This window comes from Streptomyces vinaceus, from assembly GCF_008704935.1.
GTDB classification, from domain to species: domain Bacteria; phylum Actinomycetota; class Actinomycetes; order Streptomycetales; family Streptomycetaceae; genus Streptomyces; species Streptomyces vinaceus.
Genome location: NZ_CP023692.1, coordinates 4,129,477 through 4,144,553, shown reverse-complemented (window position 1 = coordinate 4,144,553; position 15,077 = coordinate 4,129,477). Strand labels below are relative to the sequence as shown.

Sequence of the window (15,077 nt, the reverse complement as noted above, 5' to 3'; positions counted from 1 at the left end):
TACGGGTCACGTGGTGAAGGCCGGTCCCGCACCGTTGCCCGAATGGTGCCTTGACCACCGCCCCGGCCGAAAATAGATTTCAAAGATGAGCGACGACCCGAAAGAAACTTTCAGCGAGGGTGCGGGCGCCCTCGTCGGAGCCGCCCCCGGAACCGCCCCCGGAGCCGTCCCGGACACCGTCCCGCTGCGGGCACGCGTCCGCAGCCTCGGGCCCTCCATGACCCGCTCCGTCCAAGCCGTCGCCGAAACCGTCGCCGCCGACCCCGCCGGCTGCTCCCGCCTCACCGTCAGCGCCCTCGCCACCCGCACCGGCACCAGCGAGGCCACCGTCGTCCGCACCGCCCGCCTCCTCGGCTACCCCGGCTACCGCGACCTGCGCCTGGCCCTCGCCGCCCTCGCCGCCCAGCAGGACTCCGGCGCGGCCCCCGCCGTCACCGCCGACATAGCCGTCGACGACCCGCTCGCCGACGTCGTCGCGAAACTGGCCCACGAGGAGGCCCAGACCCTCGCCGACACCGCCGCCGGACTCGACCTCACCGCGCTCGGCGCCGCCGTCACCGCGCTCGCGACCGCCCGCCGGATCGACATCTACGGCGTCGGCGCCTCCGCCCTCGTCGGCCAGGACCTCGCGCAGAAACTGCTGCGCATCGGCCTCGTCGCCCACGCCCACGCCGACCCCCACCTGGCCGTCACCGGCGCCGTCCAGCTGCGCCCCGGCGACGCCGCCGTCGCGATCACCCACTCCGGCTCCACCGGCGACGTGATCGACCCCCTCCGTACGGCCTTCGAGCGCGGCGCCACCACCATCGCGCTCACCGGCCGCCCGAACGCCCCCGTCACCCACTACGCCGACCTCGTACTGGCCACCTCGGCCGCCCGCGAGACCCGGCTGCGCCCGGCCGCCATGTCCAGCCGCACCAGCCAGCTCCTCGTCGTCGACTGCCTGTTCGTCGCCGTCGCGCAGCGCACGTACGAGACCGCCGCCCCCGCCCTCGCCGCCTCGTACGAGGCGCTCGCCCCCCGCCGATCCGCCAGGAGCCCCCGCCCATGACCGGCCCGTACGCCGACGGCCCGTACGCCGTACTCCGCGCCCAGCTCGACACCCTGACCACCGAGGCCTTCCGCCCCGAACTCGCCGAGATCGACCGGCTGTCCACCCTCGACATCGCCCGCACCATGAACGCCGAGGACGCCCGCGTCCCGGCCGCCGTCGCCGCGCAGCTGCCGCGGATCGCCGCCGCGATCGACGCCATCGCCCCGCGGATGGCCCGCGGCGGGCGGCTCGTGTACGCGGGCGCCGGTACGGCCGGCCGGATGGGCGTCCTGGACGCCAGCGAGTGCCCGCCCACCTTCAACACCGACCCGGCACAGGTCGTCGGCCTGATCGCGGGCGGGCCCGGCGCCATGGTCCGGTCCGTGGAGGGCGCCGAGGACTCGAAGGAGCTGGCCGCCGAGGACCTCACCGCGCTGGACGTCGGAGCGGACGACACCGTCATCGGCGTCTCCGCCTCCGGCCGCACCCCGTACGCGATCGGCGCCGTCGAGCACGCCCGTACGCGGGGCGCGCTCACGGTCGGGCTGTCCTGCAACGCCGGCTCGGCGCTGGCCGCCGCCGCCGAACACGGCATCGAGGTGGTCACCGGGCCCGAGCTGCTCACGGGCTCCACCCGCCTGAAGGCCGGCACCGCGCAGAAGCTCGTACTGAACCTCATCTCGACGATCACCATGATCCGGCTCGGCAAGACGTACGGGAACCTCATGGTCGACCTGCGCGCCTCCAACGAGAAGCTGCGCGCCCGCTCCCGCCGGATCGTGGCACTGGCCACCGGCGCGCCGGACGAGGAGATCGAGGCCGCGCTCGACGCCACGGGCGGCGAGGTCAAGCAGGCCGTGCTCGTACTGCTCGGCGGCGTGGACGGCCCGGCGGCGGCCGAACTGCTCACGGCCGCGCACGGCCACCTCCGCGAGGCGCTGGCCTCGGCCCGTACGCCCGCCCCATGACCCGCTGACCCGCTGACCCGCCGACCTGACCCGCTGACTGCCCCGTTTCCCCGACGCAAGGCGATCACCACATGTCCACTGACAAGAACCGCGCCACCGCCGCCGCGATCCTCCCCCTGGTCGGCGGCCCGGACAACATCAGCTCCATCGCCCACTGCATGACCCGGCTGCGCATCGCCCTGCACGACCGCTCGCTGGTCGACGACGAGGCGCTGCGGGCGCTGCCCGCGGTGCTGGGCGTCGTCGAGGACGAGACCTACCAGATCGTGCTCGGGCCGGGGACGGTCGCCCGGGTGACCCCGGAGTTCGAGGCGCTGGTCGAGGAGGGCCGCTCCCCCCGCACCCCCCGGACGCCGGTCACCGCCGAGGAACTCGCCGACCGGGGCGCCGCGTTGAAGCAGGAACAGAAGGCCCGCAACAGCACGCCGGTGAAACTGTTCCTGCGCCGGATCGCGAACGTCTTCGTCCCGCTGATCCCGGCTCTCATCGGCTGCGGCATCATCGCGGGCCTGAACGGCGTCCTGCTCAACACGGGTTGGCTGCCCGCCGTGGTCCCCGCGCTCGCCGCGATCGCCTCCGGATTCATGTCGCTGATCGCCGTCTTCGTCGGCTACAACACGGCCAAGGAGTTCGGCGGTACGCCGGTCCTGGGCGGCGCCGTCGCCGCGATCATCGTCTTCCCGGGCGTCGCGAAGATCGACGCCTTCGGCCAGCACCTCTCCCCCGGGCAGGGCGGGGTCCTCGGCGCCCTGGCCGCCGCCTTCCTCGCCGTCCACGTGGAGCGGCTGTGCCGCCGGTGGGTCCCCGAGACGGTGGACGCGCTGGTCACCCCCACGCTCACCGTCCTGGTGTCCGGGCTGGTGACGATCTACGGCCTGATGTTCCTGGCCGGTGAGGTCGCCACCGCCATCGGCTCCGCCGCCACCTGGCTGCTCTCCGCCGGCGGGGCCTTCGCCGGGCTCGTCCTCGGCGGACTGTTCCTGCCGCTGGTGATGCTGGGGCTGCACCAGGCGCTGATCCCGATCCACACCACCCTCATCGAGCAGACCGGCCACACCGCCCTCCTGCCGATCCTCGCCATGGCGGGCGCGGGCCAGGTCGGGGCGGCGCTCGCCGTCTACTGCCGGCTGCCGCGCAACCGGTCCCTGCGCACCACCATCAAGTCCGCGCTCCCGGCGGGCTTCCTGGGCGTCGGCGAGCCGCTGATCTACGGGGTCTCGCTCCCGCTCGGCCGCCCCTTCGTCACCGCCTGCGTGGGCGGTGCGGCGGGCGGGGCGTTCGTCGGGCTCTTCAACCAGCTCGGGCTCCCGTTCGGCGCCACCGCCATCGGCCCGTCCGGCTGGGCCCTGTTCCCGCTGCTGGACGGTCCTTCGGGGCTCGGCACGAACCTGGCGATCTACGCGGGCGGGCTGCTGACCGGCTACCTGGCCGGCTTCGCCGCCACGTACTTCTTCGGCTTCACGCGCCAGATGCTGACCGAGCTCAACGCCGACCAGGAGCCGCCTGCGGCCACCGCCCCGACGGCGGACGCCGACAAGGAACCGGCGATGACCTGACGGCGCCGCCGGCCGCCGTGGCGGTCCGGTACGGCCGCTCAGTGAGTCGTTCCCGCCGGGACCCAGCCGTCGCCGCCGAGGGGGAACTCGTAGCCGGGCCGCCCGTTGCGACCGCTGGTACGGAAGGGCTTTCCGCCGTTGTCGACCGTGACGGTGCCGTGGCGGGACCCGCTCGTCCAGGCGAGCTCCAGGTACCAGCTCACGTCGTAGGCGGAGGCGTCGGCCTTGACGTAGAACACCTCCGGTTCGGACTCGCTCACCTTGAACGGGAAGTTCGGCTGCCCCGCCTCGGGTACGACGGCCGGGCGCACGGCGTCGAGGGCGACGGTGAAGGAGCGCGTCGGCACCCCGGCGCCGCAGCCGACGCCCGGGTAGCCCATGGCGTAGTCGTTCCAGGCGAGCGGCGCACGCTTGCCCGCCATACGGACGGTCAGGCTCTCCAGGACCACGGTGTCCTTGCCGGTGCCCTGGAGGGTCAGCGTGACGTACTGCCCGCCCGCGGACACGGCTCCGACCGCCCCCACCCACGCGGGCGCGTCCCGTTCCAGGGGCGGCGGGGCCACCTGGGCCGGAGGCCTCTCGATCAGGTAGTGCTGCTCGCACGGTGTTTCCCAGGTGTAGGGCTGGGTGGTCACCTTCACCGGCGTACCGGACGCGGTGTCGCCGCCGCGACCGGCGGGGGACGGGCTCGCGGTGGGTACGGCGCCGGCCGCCGGCGCGGAGTCCGAGGGCGAGGGCGAGGGCGAGGCTCCCGAACGTGCCGCCTCGGACGCCCCCGTCGTCCCGCCGTCCGTACGCTGTCCCGCGCCGTCCGCGAGGGACACGGCACCGGCGGGGCGCTCCCGGACGCCGCTCTCCCGTATCGGCAGGTACGCGATGACCGCCCCCGCCCCGGCCACGACGGCCACGGCGGTCCCCACGAGGACGGCCGTGCGCATCCGGCGGCGCCCGTTCGGCGGGGGCGCCGGCGCGCTCGGTGTCCTGGCGCCCGGCTCACCGCCCTTGCGCGGGCGGTTGGCGTCCGCCAGCACCCAGGCCCGGTGCAGTTCGACGAGTTCCTCGGGCGATGCCTTGCAGAGGCGGGCGAGCCGTTCGACCGGTGCGTAGTCCGCGGGGACCACGTCGCCGATGCAGTACCGGTGCAAGGTCGACGTACTCATGTGGAGCCGTTTGGCGAGCGTTCCGTAGCTGAGCCCGGACCTGTCCTTCAGCTCTCGCAGCAGCCGGGCGAACCCGGCATCAGCAGTGTCTTCCGACACTGTTCCTCCCACCCCGTGTCCCGTCACGCATCCCAGCAACAGGCTGTTTCAGCAGCTCAGAGCCTGCTTCAGCATCCCAGCGTCCCTGACTGCCCCTCGGGTGCGGCGGCTGGGACGGATCACCCCACAGGCTGAGGTCATCCAAGCACACGGCTCCCGGCTCCGGTCGGGACGAACCGCCTCCCCTGCCGGGCCATATGAAAGGCAATCAGCCATGACCGCGCTCCGCACCACCCGTACGACCCGGCGCCTCGCCGGTGCCGCCGCCGTCGCCCTCGCCGCGCTCGCCCTCACCGCGTGCCAGAACGGCACGGGTCTCAAGGACGGAGGAGCCGCGACCGCCTCGGACTCCTCCACGGCGTCGCCCTCGCCGACGGGCGCCACGAGCCCCGCCCCGGGCACCCCCGCCCCGGGCTCCACGAAGACCGGTACCGGCACGGGCAAGGGCACCGGCTCGGGACAGGCGAAGGGCGGCTCGTCGGACCCGGCCGCCGCCGCGGGCAATCACGTCCTGTGCAACGGCTCCAACACCGAGGTGACCGTCCAGCCGGTCGCCCGGCCGCTCAACCACATGCTGATCTCGGTGAAGAACACCGGCTCGAAGTCCTGCGACCTGACGTACTACCCGGTCCTCCGCTTCGACGAGATGCAGTGGGCCCCGGCTCCGCGGCAGGAGACCCGCCCCCAGGCCGTGGTGTCCCTCGCGCCCGGCCAGTCGGGCCACGCGGCGGCCATGCTGGCAGCCGCCGACGGCAGCGGCGAGGGCGGAACGACCGGACAGAAGCTCACGATCGCCTTCCAGGGCCGCACGCCCAATAGCAGCGGCGGCGCGTCCGCCACCCCGCCCCTGCCGGCCAAGGGCATCTACTACGACAGCTCGCTGACGGTCACGTACTGGCAGCAGAACATCGAGGACGCGCTGGGCTCTTGAACCGGAGCCCCGGCATACGACGCCCCTTCGCCGGCCGTCTCCGGCACGGACCCGGACATCCGGCACCGGACCCGCACGGCCGGCCCGGTCCCCGCCTGAATCTCGCCGCATGATCACACCATCGAGCCAACACACAGCGATGAACCCTTCACAGATCGGCATATGCCAGCAGCCTATGCACCATGTATTCCCTCACCCCACACGCCGGGTACGGCGGTGGCATCGGAAGTAGCATGGGTGGCATGAGCGAGCCCACCCAGAAGTACTCGATCTCGATGCCCCGCGACGTCGCCGAGGCCGCTCGTGCCCGCAGCGGCCCCTCGGGTCTGTCCGCCTACGTCACCGCAGCCGTCACCCGCCAGATCGAGCGCGACAACCTCGCCGAGCTCATCGCCGTCGCCGAGGCGGAGCACGGGCCCATCACCGAGGAAGAGATCGAGGCCACACGCGAGATCCAGCGGCGTGCCCGCGCCGAGCAGACGTCCGACAGCGAGCCCGAGAGGAAGGCCTCATGACCCGTCAGGCGGCAACACCGGGCGGCACGCTCGTCCTGGACAGCGAGGGGCTCGCCAAGGCCGTCCTGCGGGACCGCATGATCACGCGGTGGCTCGCCCTCGCCCGCGCCGACGACTTGCGCGTCATCACCAGCACCGCCACCCTCGTCGAGGTGATCCACCCTCAGATCAACGTGCCGGCACTGAAGTGGGCGCTGTCCCGCGTGGTCGTCGAACCCGTCACGGAGGAGATCGCCCACCGCGCCACCGATCTGCTCCGCGAAGCGGGACTCCACGGGCACAAGCACGCCATCGACGCCATGCTCGCCGCCACCGCGCTCGCGGCGCCCGGGCCGGTCACCGTCCTGACCTCCGACCCGGAGGACCTGACGGCCCTCTGCGGCAAACGCCTCGCCACGGTCAGGGTCTGACCACCCCCGCGGGGCCCGGCCCGGCTGCGGTCCGCAGGAAGCGGACCAGGTCATCGACGCCGTAGCCGAGGCGCGGGCCCCGCTCGGCGGCCATCAGGAGCAGCTGGCCCACGACCTCCGCGCCCCAGCCGTCCGTGCCGTCCGCCGACCGCTCCCACAACTTCTCGACCCCGAGGTCGGTCATGAGCAGCCCGTGCCCGGCCCGGACCTCCCCGCACAGCTCGGCCACCGCCTCCAGCAGCCGCGCGCCCGGCCGCTCGCAGCGCAGCCCGAAGCGCCCGCCGATCTCCTCGACCTCACAGCCCTGCGGCGGCCGCTTCTTCAGCCCGTCGTAGCGGGCGTCCTCGAAGCGGGTGTCCTCCCCCACCGGCCAGTGGATCAGCGTGAACCGCTGCACGCCCGAGGCGGACGGCCCCGGCCGCCCGTCGCGCTTCCAACCGCTGCCGAGGAGGGCGTGCTCCAGTCCGCGCAGCTTCCAGCCGAGTTCGAAGCCCCATTCGGCGGCGGCGTCCCCGATCACGGGTTGGCCCGCTCGTGGAGCACGGCGGCCAGCCGGAGCGCGGTGTCCAGGTTGCAGCGACCCAGATCGACCAGCGGCAGCCCGTACGTACCGGCCGCCGAAACCCCGTCCACCCCGAGGGACGGGAACACGACCCCGACCCCGGTCAGCGAGTCCTTGAGCTGCCGCACGGCCTCCTCTGCGGCCTGCATCCGCTCCTGAGGACTGAGCACCATGACATGTCACCTTTCTACTCTGAGTGTTCAACTTCGACACACAGAGTGGCGGCGCGCTCGCTAGCCTTTCCATACGGACACCTCAACAACGGCACGTGTTGCCAGGAGAGTTGCGATGGCAGGTAAGAACCTCGACCCGTCCTCCTCACCCCGCGCCCTGCTCGGCGCCGAACTGCGGGTGGCTCGCGAACGCGCGGGCTTCAGCCAGGCCGAGCTGGGCGAACCCCTCTTCGTCAGCGGCTCGTTCATCGGCCAGCTCGAAGCCGGCACCCGGCGGATGCACATCGAGTTCGCCCGGCAGATCGACGACATCCTCGGCACGGACGGCTTCTTCAGCCGCAACTGCGGGGCGGCGGCGAAGTCCAAGTACCCGGACCACTTCGCGGCGGCGGCCGAGGCCGAAGCTCTGGCGAAGGCCATCCGCGAGTACGCGCCCCAGCTGATCCCCGGACTGCTCCAGACGGAGGCGTACGCGCGGGAGGTATTCCGCGCGTACCAGCCGACGGCCACGGAGGAGACCATCGACGAGCTGGTCACGAACCGACTGGCTAGGGCCGCGCTGCTCAGTGATCCAACAACCCCCCTGTTTTGGTGTGTGCTCGACGAGGCGGTCCTCCGCAGGGCGGGCGAGAACACGGCGATCCTGGCGGAGGCCCTGCGACACATCGCGAGCCTGGTTCGGTCGCGCAGAATCATCGTGCAGGTACTGCCGTTCAGCGCAGGCTTCCACGCGGGACTGGACGGCGCCCTAAAGCTCATGTCCTTCGATGACGCACCCCCACTCGCCTACGTGGACGGCATCGGGATGGGCCAGTTGTTCGACGATCCGGCCACCGTTGCCCGCCACACCCTGACCTACGATCTCCTTACGGCCAGCGCGCTGTCGCCGCGCAAGTCCCTGGCCCTGGTCGAGTCGGTGGCGGAGGATTACGAACATGATCAGCATGCCTGAGTACGATCTGTCGGTAGCCACTTGGCGGAAGTCCACCCACAGCGGTGGCGACGGCGGCAACTGCCTAGAAGTCGCCGACGGCCACCCCGGCATCGTCCCCGTCCGGGACTCCAAGGTCCCGGACGGCCCGCACCTCACCTTCAACGGCCCTGCCTGGACCGCGTTCGTCACCAGCCTCTGACTCACCAGCCGATCGTCGGGGCCACGTCGAAGACCGGCGGGAGGCGGCCGTCGTCGTCGAGGTTGACGAACGTCCTGCCGTAGAGGGCGAACGACTCGCCCAGCCGCAGGCCCCGCAGGACCGTCGGCTCGCCGGTCGGCTTCCCGGTGCCCGGGGCGAGGTGCCAGAGGTGGGTGTACCCGCCCTCCGTGACCACGGCGATCCGGCCGTACCGGTCGGCGGCCAGGGCGCGGACCCGCCAGTCCTGGTCGAAGGCGCGGGTCCACAGGTGGCGGCCGTCCTTCAGCGAGAACGCCGCCAGCAGCTCACGCTTCTCGCGCTCCGGGACCGACGCGTACAGCACGTCACCCGCGACCAGCCAGTCCGCCTCGCCCGTGGTCGGGACGTACGGCGCCTCCGGCTCCGCGCGCGGGCGGCCCGCCTCGTCGAACACCACCAGGCGGCCGTCACCGACGGCGGCGGGCGGAGAGGCCGACACGATGCGCGGGGACTCGTACCCGACCGGCATCGGGTGCCGCCAGGCGACGCCGCCGGTGCGGGCGTCGAGCGCGAACAGCTCGACCCCCTCGCCGGTCCGGGCCAGGAGCAGGACCCGATCGGGGCCGGCGGCCACCTCCGTCGCGGAGGCGCCCGCGGGCAGCGGGGAGCGCCACCGATCGGCACCGGTGGCCAGGTCGTACGCGACCACGGCGTCCGCGGTCGCGGTCACGGCCAAGGAGCCGCCCGCGGCCGGCCGACCCACGAGGTGCGGGATGTTAATGGTCCAGAGCTGCTTGCCGGAGGTGACGTCCACCGCCACCAGGCGGCCTCCGCAGCCGTCCAGCACGGTGGCGAAGGTCAGCAGACCGGTACCGGAGGGACTGTCCGCGCTCATCGCGCACACCGCCCCGCCCGCCGGAACGCGCAGGCTCCAGCCGTGGCGGCCCTCCCCGTCGTAACCGGTCACGCCGTCCGCGCCGGCCCGGACCACGAACCCGGTGGCCGGGGGCCCCGCCCAGGAGCCGAGCGGCTTCCCGACTGCCGAACTCCCTGGGGCCTGGTACGAGAAGAGGTCCATGTGCGGGCCGCGCAGCCACGAGAAGCCGAGCCAGCCGGGCCACAGCGCGACGAGCGCGACGACGACCGCCGCGGTCCAGCCGCCGGCGGACCGGTACGCGCGGCCCTTCACGACCGACCACCACAGCCCGCCCGCGGCCGGCCCGGCGGCCACGGCCCACAGCACCAGCGTGCCGAGCCCGCGCGGACAGCCCCCGTCCCCGCACACGAGGGCGGGAGCCATGTCCGCGGCGGTCAACTTCACGCACAGCACGGCCCACAGCACCGCGACCGCGCTGAACGCGCAGGCCGCGGCGAGCCGTACGTGGTCCCGGAGCCGCTTCACGAGCGGCGGCGGTGGCGTGTCCATGATCCCCCCGGCCCGCAGCCTAGCCGCGCACGCGCCAGGACATGACCCCGGCCCGTGCGCGGCTGCCGCACGGGCCGGAGCGGGTCCGTCCGGACCCGGAGACGGTCAGAGACCGGCGGTGAACAGCAGCATGTTCGGGCTGGCCTTGCTGATGTTGGTCAGGACGTCCTTGGTGGACTCCGTCTCCAGGAACTCGGCGATCTCGTCCGGGGCCGCCGTGGGGTGCGCCTGCTTGTAGAGGACGGCCACACCGGCCACGTGCGGCGAGGCCATCGACGTGCCGTCGAGGGCCACGCTGCCGCCGCCGAGCTTCGCCGAGACGATGGCCTCACCGGGGGCGTAGGCCTCCAGGCAGGTGCCGTAGTTGGAGAAGCTCGTCTCCTCGTCCCACTTGTTGCTCGCACCGACCGTGAACACGCGGTCGGCGGACGCGGGCGAGACCGTGCAGGCGTCCTTCGAGGAGTTGCCCGCCGCGATGACGGGCAGCACGCCCGCGTCGGAGAGGGCGGTCGCGGCGTCGTTCAGCGCGACCGACTTGTCCCCGCCCAGGGAGCCGTTCAGGACGGCCGGCTGCTTGGCGTTCTTGGCCACCCAGTCCAGTCCGGCGATCATCCCCGAGTACGTGCCCGTACCGTCGCAGCCGAGGACGCGGACGCTGACCAGGTTCGCCTTGCGCGCCACCCCGTACGTCTTGCCCGCGACCGTGCCGGCGACGTGCGTGCCGTGGCCGTTGCAGTCGAGGCCGTTGCGCCCGTCGCCCATCGCGTCGAAGCCGAAGGTGGCCCGGCCGCCGAACTCGTCGTGCGTGTAGTCGATGCCGGTGTCGAGGATGTACGCGGTCACCCCGGTGCCGTTGCCCGTGGTGGTGAACTGGCCGTCGCCCTTTCCGTTGACCCGGTCCCACTCCCTCTGGTCGATGCGGTCCAGCCCCCACGACGTGGAGGGCGCCCGCATGCCCGGGGTCTTGTTCGGCATCAGCCCGGACTGCACCTTCGCGTCCTGCGTGACCGACTTCACCCCGAGGCTGACCCGGACGATCTGGAGCTGGAGCGGGGTCAGCGGGACCGCGAAGCCGTTCATGGCCTTCGAGTAGACGAACGACGGCTTCAGGCCGAGGCTCGTCGCCGCCTTCGCCGCGTCCACCCCCTTCTCCAGGGTCACGATGTACTTGCCGGGTACGGCGTTCGCGGCGGTGTGCAGCGGGACCGGGGTCGGCTCCGGAGTGTCGGCGGCGGCGGTACCGGCCGCGACCGGGGGCACGGTGAGCAGGGCGGCGGTGGCCAGGCGTGCGAGCAGGCGCATGGAAGGAACTCCCTGGAGGGGTGGGACGGCAGGTCGGCATGAAGGAGCCGCCCCGACCAGGACGAGTGCCTGCGGGGCGGCCTTCCCTTCCATCGGTGCCACCCGGGCGCGTCATGAACCACCGTGCACCGCCTGGCCGGTCGCCGGCCGTCGACGCCCGCGCTCCCGGTCGCACAAACTGCAGAGAGGGTTATCCCCTGTGCCGTCAAGGCCGTGCCCCGAACGGCCCCGCCGCGTACCGCCGACGACCGCCAAGCAAGATCACCCGTACGGTCCGCCCCCACACCAGCGAGCGCACGGCCGGTGCGCCCCCCGATGCCCCCGCCACCCCCTCGGACGTGGTTGACCTGCGCCGTCGCACGTGATGGCCTCGGCCCATGCGCACCCGTCTGAGCCGGACCCTGCCCGCAGCCGTCGCCGTACTGGCCGCCTTCGCCGCCCTGCCCGCCCCGGCGGCGACGGCCGCCACCCGCGAACCGGCCCCGTACGCGGCCCCCGCCGACCACCCCACCTACATCGTCACCGTACGGAGGGACCTCGACCCGGCCGGCGTGGCGCAGCTGGTCGGCGTCACCCCGGTCCACGTGTTCCGCTCCACCCTGCACGGCTTCGCCGCCCCGCTCAGCCCCGGCCAGGTGGCCGCGCTGCACGCACTGCCGGGCGTCGAGGCCGTCGAGCAGGACGGCAGCACCTCGGCAGGCTGACGGCTCCCGGCCGCTGCGCCGCCCCGCCCGCCCGCCACTTAGGGTGAGGACGATCAACCCGTCGGTTGGTCGGGGGATTCGGGGGGAGACCGATGAACAGCGCGACCGAGGCGTTCCAGCCCCTGCGCGAGGACGATCCGCAGACGGTTTCCGGCTACCGCCTCGCGGCCCGGCTCGGGGCGGGCGGCATGGGCCGGGTCTACCTGTCGCACACGCCGGGCGGCCGCCCGGTGGCGATCAAGGTGGTGCGGCCGGAACTGGCCGAGGACCCGGCGTTCCGGCGGCGGTTCCGCCGGGAGGTGGAGGCGGCCCGGCGGGTCCGGGGTGCGTACACCGCCGAGCTGATCGACGCCGACGTGGACGCGTCGCCGCCCTGGCTGGCCACCGTGTACGTGCCGGGGCCCTCGCTGTCGGAGGCCGTGGCCCGGCGCGGACCGCTGCCGGTCCCGGCGGTGCTGTGGCTGATGGCCGGAGTGGCCGAGGCCTTGCAGGTCATCCACGGTGCGGGGATCGTGCACCGCGATCTGAAGCCGTCGAACGTACTGCTGGCCGCCGACGGGCCCCGCGTCATCGATTTCGGCATCTCGCTGGCGTCCGACACCACCTCGCCGACCGCCACGGGCAGCGCCATCGGCACGCCCCAGTACATGGCCCCCGAGCAGGCGCTGGCCGGTGAGACCACGGCGGCCACCGATGTCTTCGCACTGGGACAGACGGCGGCGTTCGCCGCGCTGGGCGAGCCGCTGTACGGGGACGGCCCGTCCGTCAGCGTGCTGTTCCGGATCGTGCACTCCGAGCCCGACCTGTCCCGGCTGCCGGAGTCGCTGCGCCCGCTGATCGCCCGGTGCCTGGCAGCCGATCCCGACGATCGCGCCACCCCGGCGGAGGTCGTGGCGTGGTGCAGGCAGCGGCTGGGCGGGGACGCGGACGCGGGTGGCGGTCCGGCCGTCTGGCGGGAGGTGGCCGGGCCGGAGCCGGTGGTCCCGGCCCCTGTCCCGGACCCCACGTCGGTGCACACGCGGGCCCTGGGCACGCAGCCGTCGCGGCCACCGCATTCGCCGCAGCCGTCGCAGCCGTCCCCGATGGCCTGGCAACCGCCGGCCACGACGCCGCTCACGCCGGAGGAGCGGCGGCGGCGCAGGCGGCGTACCGCCCTGATCGTCGGCGCGGTGGTGACGGTGTCGGCCGTCCTGCTGACCGGGCTGGCCTGGAAGGTCATGGACGCGGCGGACCGGGCGCGCGAACGGAGCGCGGCCGCGGCCACCTCCTCCGGCCCGGCGAGCGGCGGCAAGACCACCGGGTCCGGCGGGTCCAAGGGGTCCGGCGGGTCCACCGGGCCCGGCGGGTCCGCGGCGAGTACGCCCAAGGCCTCCAAGGCGCCCGCAGCCGTCCCCTTCCCCCAGGTTCGGCTGGACCAGGAGAACTCGATCGGCATCAAGGACCCGGTCCGGCGGGAGGACCGCACGGGGGACATCCGTCTGGACTGCGAGAAGAACAGCTGCGCGCTGGCGAGCGACACGAGCGTGATCGTCCAGCTGTACGCCGATCCCGGCACCGGCAACCTCGACACGTGCGGCCTCCTCACGAAGGCCGCCACGCAGCACGAGCTGCCGCTGGCCGCATCGGCGCCCGGCACCGAGATCTGCCTCCGGCACCCCTCGGGGGACATCGCACTGCTCGTGATCCAGACCAAGCCGGTCGTGCGGCTGCCCGATCTGCCCGGCTGGATCACCGCGGACATGACGGTGTGGCGCGCGGCCTGACGCGGCCAGCCCCCCAGGGGGTCAGGGCTCAGCCCCGGGCGGCCTCGACGAAGGCGCGGATCAGGGCGGGGTCCTTCACCCCGCGCTCCCGCTCCACCCCGCTGGAGACGTCCACGCCCCAGGCGCCGGTGGTCTCCACGGCCTCCCGGACGCTGCCCGGGGTCAGCCCGCCGGCCAGCAGCCAGCGGCCCTCGGGGGCGGTGAACTGCGCCGAGCCCCAGTTCCACGGCTTGCCGGAGCCGGGGTCGGGCGCGTCCAGCAGCAGCAGGTCCTCCCCGTACTCCCCGCAGCGCTCCACGTGCTCGGCGGTGGCCCGCAGCAGGGTCCGGCCCTCGGCGCGCAGCGCCTCGTAGTACTCCGGGCCCTCGTCCCCGTGGAGCTGGACCCCCCGTACGCCGCTCTCCTCGGTCAGCCGCCGCACCTCCTCGACCGGCTGCCCCCGGAACACCCCGACGGTCAGCACCGATTCCGGTACCCGCGCCGCGAGCTCCCGCGCCGCGTCGGCGCCGATCGTACGGGGGCTCCCCGGGGCGAAGACGAAGCCGACGGCGTCCGCCCCGGCCGCAACGGCCACGTCGACATCGGGCCCGGTCTTCAGCCCGCAGATCTTCACGAACAGCTCGCTCATCCCCCCAGTCAACCAAACCGCCCTGTTGGGTGGCGATCCGTCCCGGGGACCGGGCGGGTCCTTCCTTGCGCCGCTAGCCTGGAACGGGGGCTCACGCCCCGTGCACGGCACGCCACGCGGAGGACAACGGTGACGATCATGGTTGAACGGGCCACACCGATAGAGCAGGCGGCACCACCGACATTCGAGACGCTCCTGCGCACGGTCGAGGAGATGGACACACCTGACGGCTACAAGGCCGAGCTCATCCGGGGGAAGATCGTCGTGTCACCGTGGTCCAGGCTTCGCTACTCCCGTCGCATGCGGGCGCTGCGCGAGCAGCTTCAGGCGCACCTTCCCGAGGGGCATTTCGCAGACACCTCCCCTTTCCTCTTCCAGTTCCCGTCGGTTCAGCGCGGCTACGGGCCGGACCTGTACGTCGCGGACGAGGCCGCGTTCGATGAGGAGGGCCGCCACGCGGACGGCGCCGCCTTGTCCCTCGTCGGCGAGTTCACCTCCGTGTCCACCAAGGACGCCGACTGGGAGGAGAAGCTGGAGGTGTACGGCCGGATCGTGCCCGTCTACCTGGTCGTGGACATGCAGGGATCCGAGATCACCTGCTTCTCGGACCCCTCCCCGCAGGGCTACCGCTCTCGCAAGACCGTCGCCTTCGGCGAGGACTTGCCCGTCCCCGAGCCCTTCGGCTTCTCCCTCGACACCACCGGCTTCTAGGGGCCCCGGAAACGCCCGAGGGCG

At 73.2% G+C, this 15,077-nt stretch carries 17 protein-coding genes; 11 read left to right on the top strand and 6 right to left on the bottom strand.

The annotated features are described in order from the left end of the window. Positions 1-85 precede the first annotated feature (85 nt). The 3 genes from CP980_RS18710 (at position 86) to CP980_RS18700 (ending at position 3,557) form a co-directional block, all read left to right on the top strand. On the top strand, positions 86-1,051 hold the full coding sequence (locus CP980_RS18710) for a MurR/RpiR family transcriptional regulator (protein WP_150528645.1): 966 nt from the start codon (positions 86-88) through the stop codon (positions 1,049-1,051). After that, positions 1,048-2,001, top strand: a complete 954-nt coding sequence (murQ, locus tag CP980_RS18705; RefSeq protein ID WP_132757756.1) for an N-acetylmuramic acid 6-phosphate etherase — start codon at positions 1,048-1,050, stop codon at positions 1,999-2,001. The genes CP980_RS18710 and murQ overlap by 4 nt, the downstream gene beginning before the upstream one ends. A 71-nt stretch (positions 2,002-2,072) precedes the next feature. Then, a complete protein-coding gene (locus tag CP980_RS18700; protein WP_150528644.1) occupies positions 2,073-3,557 on the top strand; it encodes a PTS transporter subunit EIIC in 1,485 nt (494 codons plus the stop codon). Positions 3,558-3,595: 38 nt separating this feature from the next. Here CP980_RS18700 and CP980_RS18695 read toward each other — a convergent pair whose 3' ends face one another. Further along, entirely contained in the window at positions 3,596-4,816 is a 1,221-nt protein-coding gene (locus tag CP980_RS18695; RefSeq protein WP_150528643.1) for a helix-turn-helix domain-containing protein, read from the bottom strand. 214 nt (positions 4,817-5,030) lie between these two features. Between CP980_RS18695 and CP980_RS18690 the strand changes: the two genes are divergently transcribed. From CP980_RS18690 to CP980_RS18680, 3 genes are all read left to right on the top strand, one after another. Beyond that, positions 5,031-5,747, top strand: coding sequence for a DUF4232 domain-containing protein (locus CP980_RS18690; protein WP_132757761.1), 717 nt, complete (start codon positions 5,031-5,033; stop codon positions 5,745-5,747). Positions 5,748-5,989: 242 nt separating this feature from the next. Further along, on the top strand, positions 5,990-6,262 hold the full coding sequence (locus CP980_RS18685; RefSeq protein WP_132757762.1) for a CopG family transcriptional regulator: 273 nt from the start codon (positions 5,990-5,992) through the stop codon (positions 6,260-6,262). Then, the gene (locus tag CP980_RS18680) at positions 6,259-6,672 is read left to right on the top strand and encodes a PIN domain-containing protein (protein ID WP_132757763.1); all 414 of its coding nucleotides are present in this window, start codon (positions 6,259-6,261) and stop codon (positions 6,670-6,672) included. The genes CP980_RS18685 and CP980_RS18680 overlap by 4 nt, the downstream gene beginning before the upstream one ends. Here CP980_RS18680 and CP980_RS18675 read toward each other — a convergent pair. Both CP980_RS18675 and CP980_RS18670 read right to left on the bottom strand, forming a co-directional pair. Further along, on the bottom strand, positions 6,662-7,192 hold the full coding sequence (locus tag CP980_RS18675; protein WP_229907305.1) for an amidase: 531 nt from the start codon (positions 7,190-7,192) through the stop codon (positions 6,662-6,664). The genes CP980_RS18680 and CP980_RS18675 overlap by 11 nt on opposite strands. After that, positions 7,189-7,407, bottom strand: a complete 219-nt coding sequence (locus CP980_RS18670) for a hypothetical protein (RefSeq protein WP_099891242.1) — start codon at positions 7,405-7,407, stop codon at positions 7,189-7,191. Before CP980_RS18670 ends, CP980_RS18675 begins: the two co-directional genes overlap by 4 nt. Before the next feature lie 115 nt (positions 7,408-7,522). Here CP980_RS18670 and CP980_RS18665 point away from each other — a divergent pair, with 115 nt between their 5' ends. Both CP980_RS18665 and CP980_RS18660 read left to right on the top strand, forming a co-directional pair. Further along, on the top strand, positions 7,523-8,359 hold the full coding sequence (locus CP980_RS18665; protein WP_132757765.1) for a helix-turn-helix domain-containing protein: 837 nt from the start codon (positions 7,523-7,525) through the stop codon (positions 8,357-8,359). Then, on the top strand, positions 8,352-8,540 hold the full coding sequence (locus CP980_RS18660; RefSeq protein WP_132757766.1) for a DUF397 domain-containing protein: 189 nt from the start codon (positions 8,352-8,354) through the stop codon (positions 8,538-8,540). The genes CP980_RS18665 and CP980_RS18660 overlap by 8 nt, the downstream gene beginning before the upstream one ends. A 1-nt stretch (position 8,541) precedes the next feature. Here the strand turns inward: CP980_RS18660 and CP980_RS18655 are convergent, their stop codons facing one another. Together CP980_RS18655 and CP980_RS18650 are read right to left on the bottom strand one after the other, a co-directional pair. Next, positions 8,542-9,945, bottom strand: a complete 1,404-nt coding sequence (locus CP980_RS18655) for an outer membrane protein assembly factor BamB family protein (protein WP_150528642.1) — start codon at positions 9,943-9,945, stop codon at positions 8,542-8,544. A 105-nt stretch (positions 9,946-10,050) separates the two neighbouring features. Beyond that, on the bottom strand, positions 10,051-11,247 hold the full coding sequence (locus CP980_RS18650) for a S8 family peptidase (protein ID WP_132757769.1): 1,197 nt from the start codon (positions 11,245-11,247) through the stop codon (positions 10,051-10,053). Between the two features lie 377 nt (positions 11,248-11,624). Here CP980_RS18650 and CP980_RS18645 point away from each other — a divergent pair, with 377 nt between their 5' ends. Next, positions 11,625-11,951 (top strand): protease inhibitor I9 family protein, encoded by a 327-nt coding sequence (locus CP980_RS18645; protein ID WP_150528641.1) that lies wholly within the window; start codon positions 11,625-11,627, stop codon positions 11,949-11,951. A gap of 92 nt (positions 11,952-12,043) precedes the next feature. Continuing rightward, the gene (locus CP980_RS18640) at positions 12,044-13,714 is read left to right on the top strand and encodes a serine/threonine-protein kinase (RefSeq protein WP_150528640.1); all 1,671 of its coding nucleotides are present in this window, start codon (positions 12,044-12,046) and stop codon (positions 13,712-13,714) included. Positions 13,715-13,742: 28 nt separating this feature from the next. Here the strand turns inward: CP980_RS18640 and CP980_RS18635 are convergent, their stop codons facing one another. Beyond that, positions 13,743-14,342 carry a phosphoribosylanthranilate isomerase gene (locus CP980_RS18635; protein WP_150528639.1) on the bottom strand — a complete coding sequence of 200 codons (600 nt, stop codon included), beginning with the start codon at positions 14,340-14,342 and terminating at the stop codon, positions 13,743-13,745. Positions 14,343-14,555: 213 nt separating this feature from the next. Here CP980_RS18635 and CP980_RS18630 point away from each other — a divergent pair, with 213 nt between their 5' ends. Continuing rightward, positions 14,556-15,053 (top strand): Uma2 family endonuclease, encoded by a 498-nt coding sequence (locus tag CP980_RS18630; RefSeq protein ID WP_229907307.1) that lies wholly within the window; start codon positions 14,556-14,558, stop codon positions 15,051-15,053. The last annotated feature ends 24 nt before the right edge of the window (positions 15,054-15,077 follow it).

Excerpts from the sequence above, each read along its gene's own strand:
- CP980_RS18665 (WP_132757765.1), top strand. The coding sequence starts at position 7,523 with ATGGCAGGTAAGAACCTCGACCCGTCCTCCTCACCCCGCGCCCTGCTC.
- CP980_RS18710 (WP_150528645.1), top strand. The coding sequence starts at position 86 with ATGAGCGACGACCCGAAAGAAACTTTCAGCGAGGGTGCGGGCGCCCTC.
- CP980_RS18680 (WP_132757763.1), top strand. The coding sequence starts at position 6,259 with ATGACCCGTCAGGCGGCAACACCGGGCGGCACGCTCGTCCTGGACAGC.
- CP980_RS18655 (WP_150528642.1), bottom strand. The coding sequence starts at position 9,945 with ATGGACACGCCACCGCCGCCGCTCGTGAAGCGGCTCCGGGACCACGTA.
- CP980_RS18650 (WP_132757769.1), bottom strand. The coding sequence starts at position 11,247 with ATGCGCCTGCTCGCACGCCTGGCCACCGCCGCCCTGCTCACCGTGCCC.
- CP980_RS18630 (WP_229907307.1), top strand. The coding sequence starts at position 14,556 with ATGGACACACCTGACGGCTACAAGGCCGAGCTCATCCGGGGGAAGATC.
- CP980_RS18635 (WP_150528639.1), bottom strand. The coding sequence starts at position 14,342 with ATGAGCGAGCTGTTCGTGAAGATCTGCGGGCTGAAGACCGGGCCCGAT.
- CP980_RS18645 (WP_150528641.1), top strand. The coding sequence starts at position 11,625 with ATGCGCACCCGTCTGAGCCGGACCCTGCCCGCAGCCGTCGCCGTACTG.
- CP980_RS18660 (WP_132757766.1), top strand. The coding sequence starts at position 8,352 with ATGCCTGAGTACGATCTGTCGGTAGCCACTTGGCGGAAGTCCACCCAC.
- CP980_RS18685 (WP_132757762.1), top strand. The coding sequence starts at position 5,990 with ATGAGCGAGCCCACCCAGAAGTACTCGATCTCGATGCCCCGCGACGTC.
- CP980_RS18690 (WP_132757761.1), top strand. The coding sequence starts at position 5,031 with ATGACCGCGCTCCGCACCACCCGTACGACCCGGCGCCTCGCCGGTGCC.
- CP980_RS18670 (WP_099891242.1), bottom strand. The coding sequence starts at position 7,407 with ATGGTGCTCAGTCCTCAGGAGCGGATGCAGGCCGCAGAGGAGGCCGTG.
- CP980_RS18640 (WP_150528640.1), top strand. The coding sequence starts at position 12,044 with ATGAACAGCGCGACCGAGGCGTTCCAGCCCCTGCGCGAGGACGATCCG.
- CP980_RS18700 (WP_150528644.1), top strand. The coding sequence starts at position 2,073 with ATGTCCACTGACAAGAACCGCGCCACCGCCGCCGCGATCCTCCCCCTG.
- murQ (WP_132757756.1), top strand. The coding sequence starts at position 1,048 with ATGACCGGCCCGTACGCCGACGGCCCGTACGCCGTACTCCGCGCCCAG.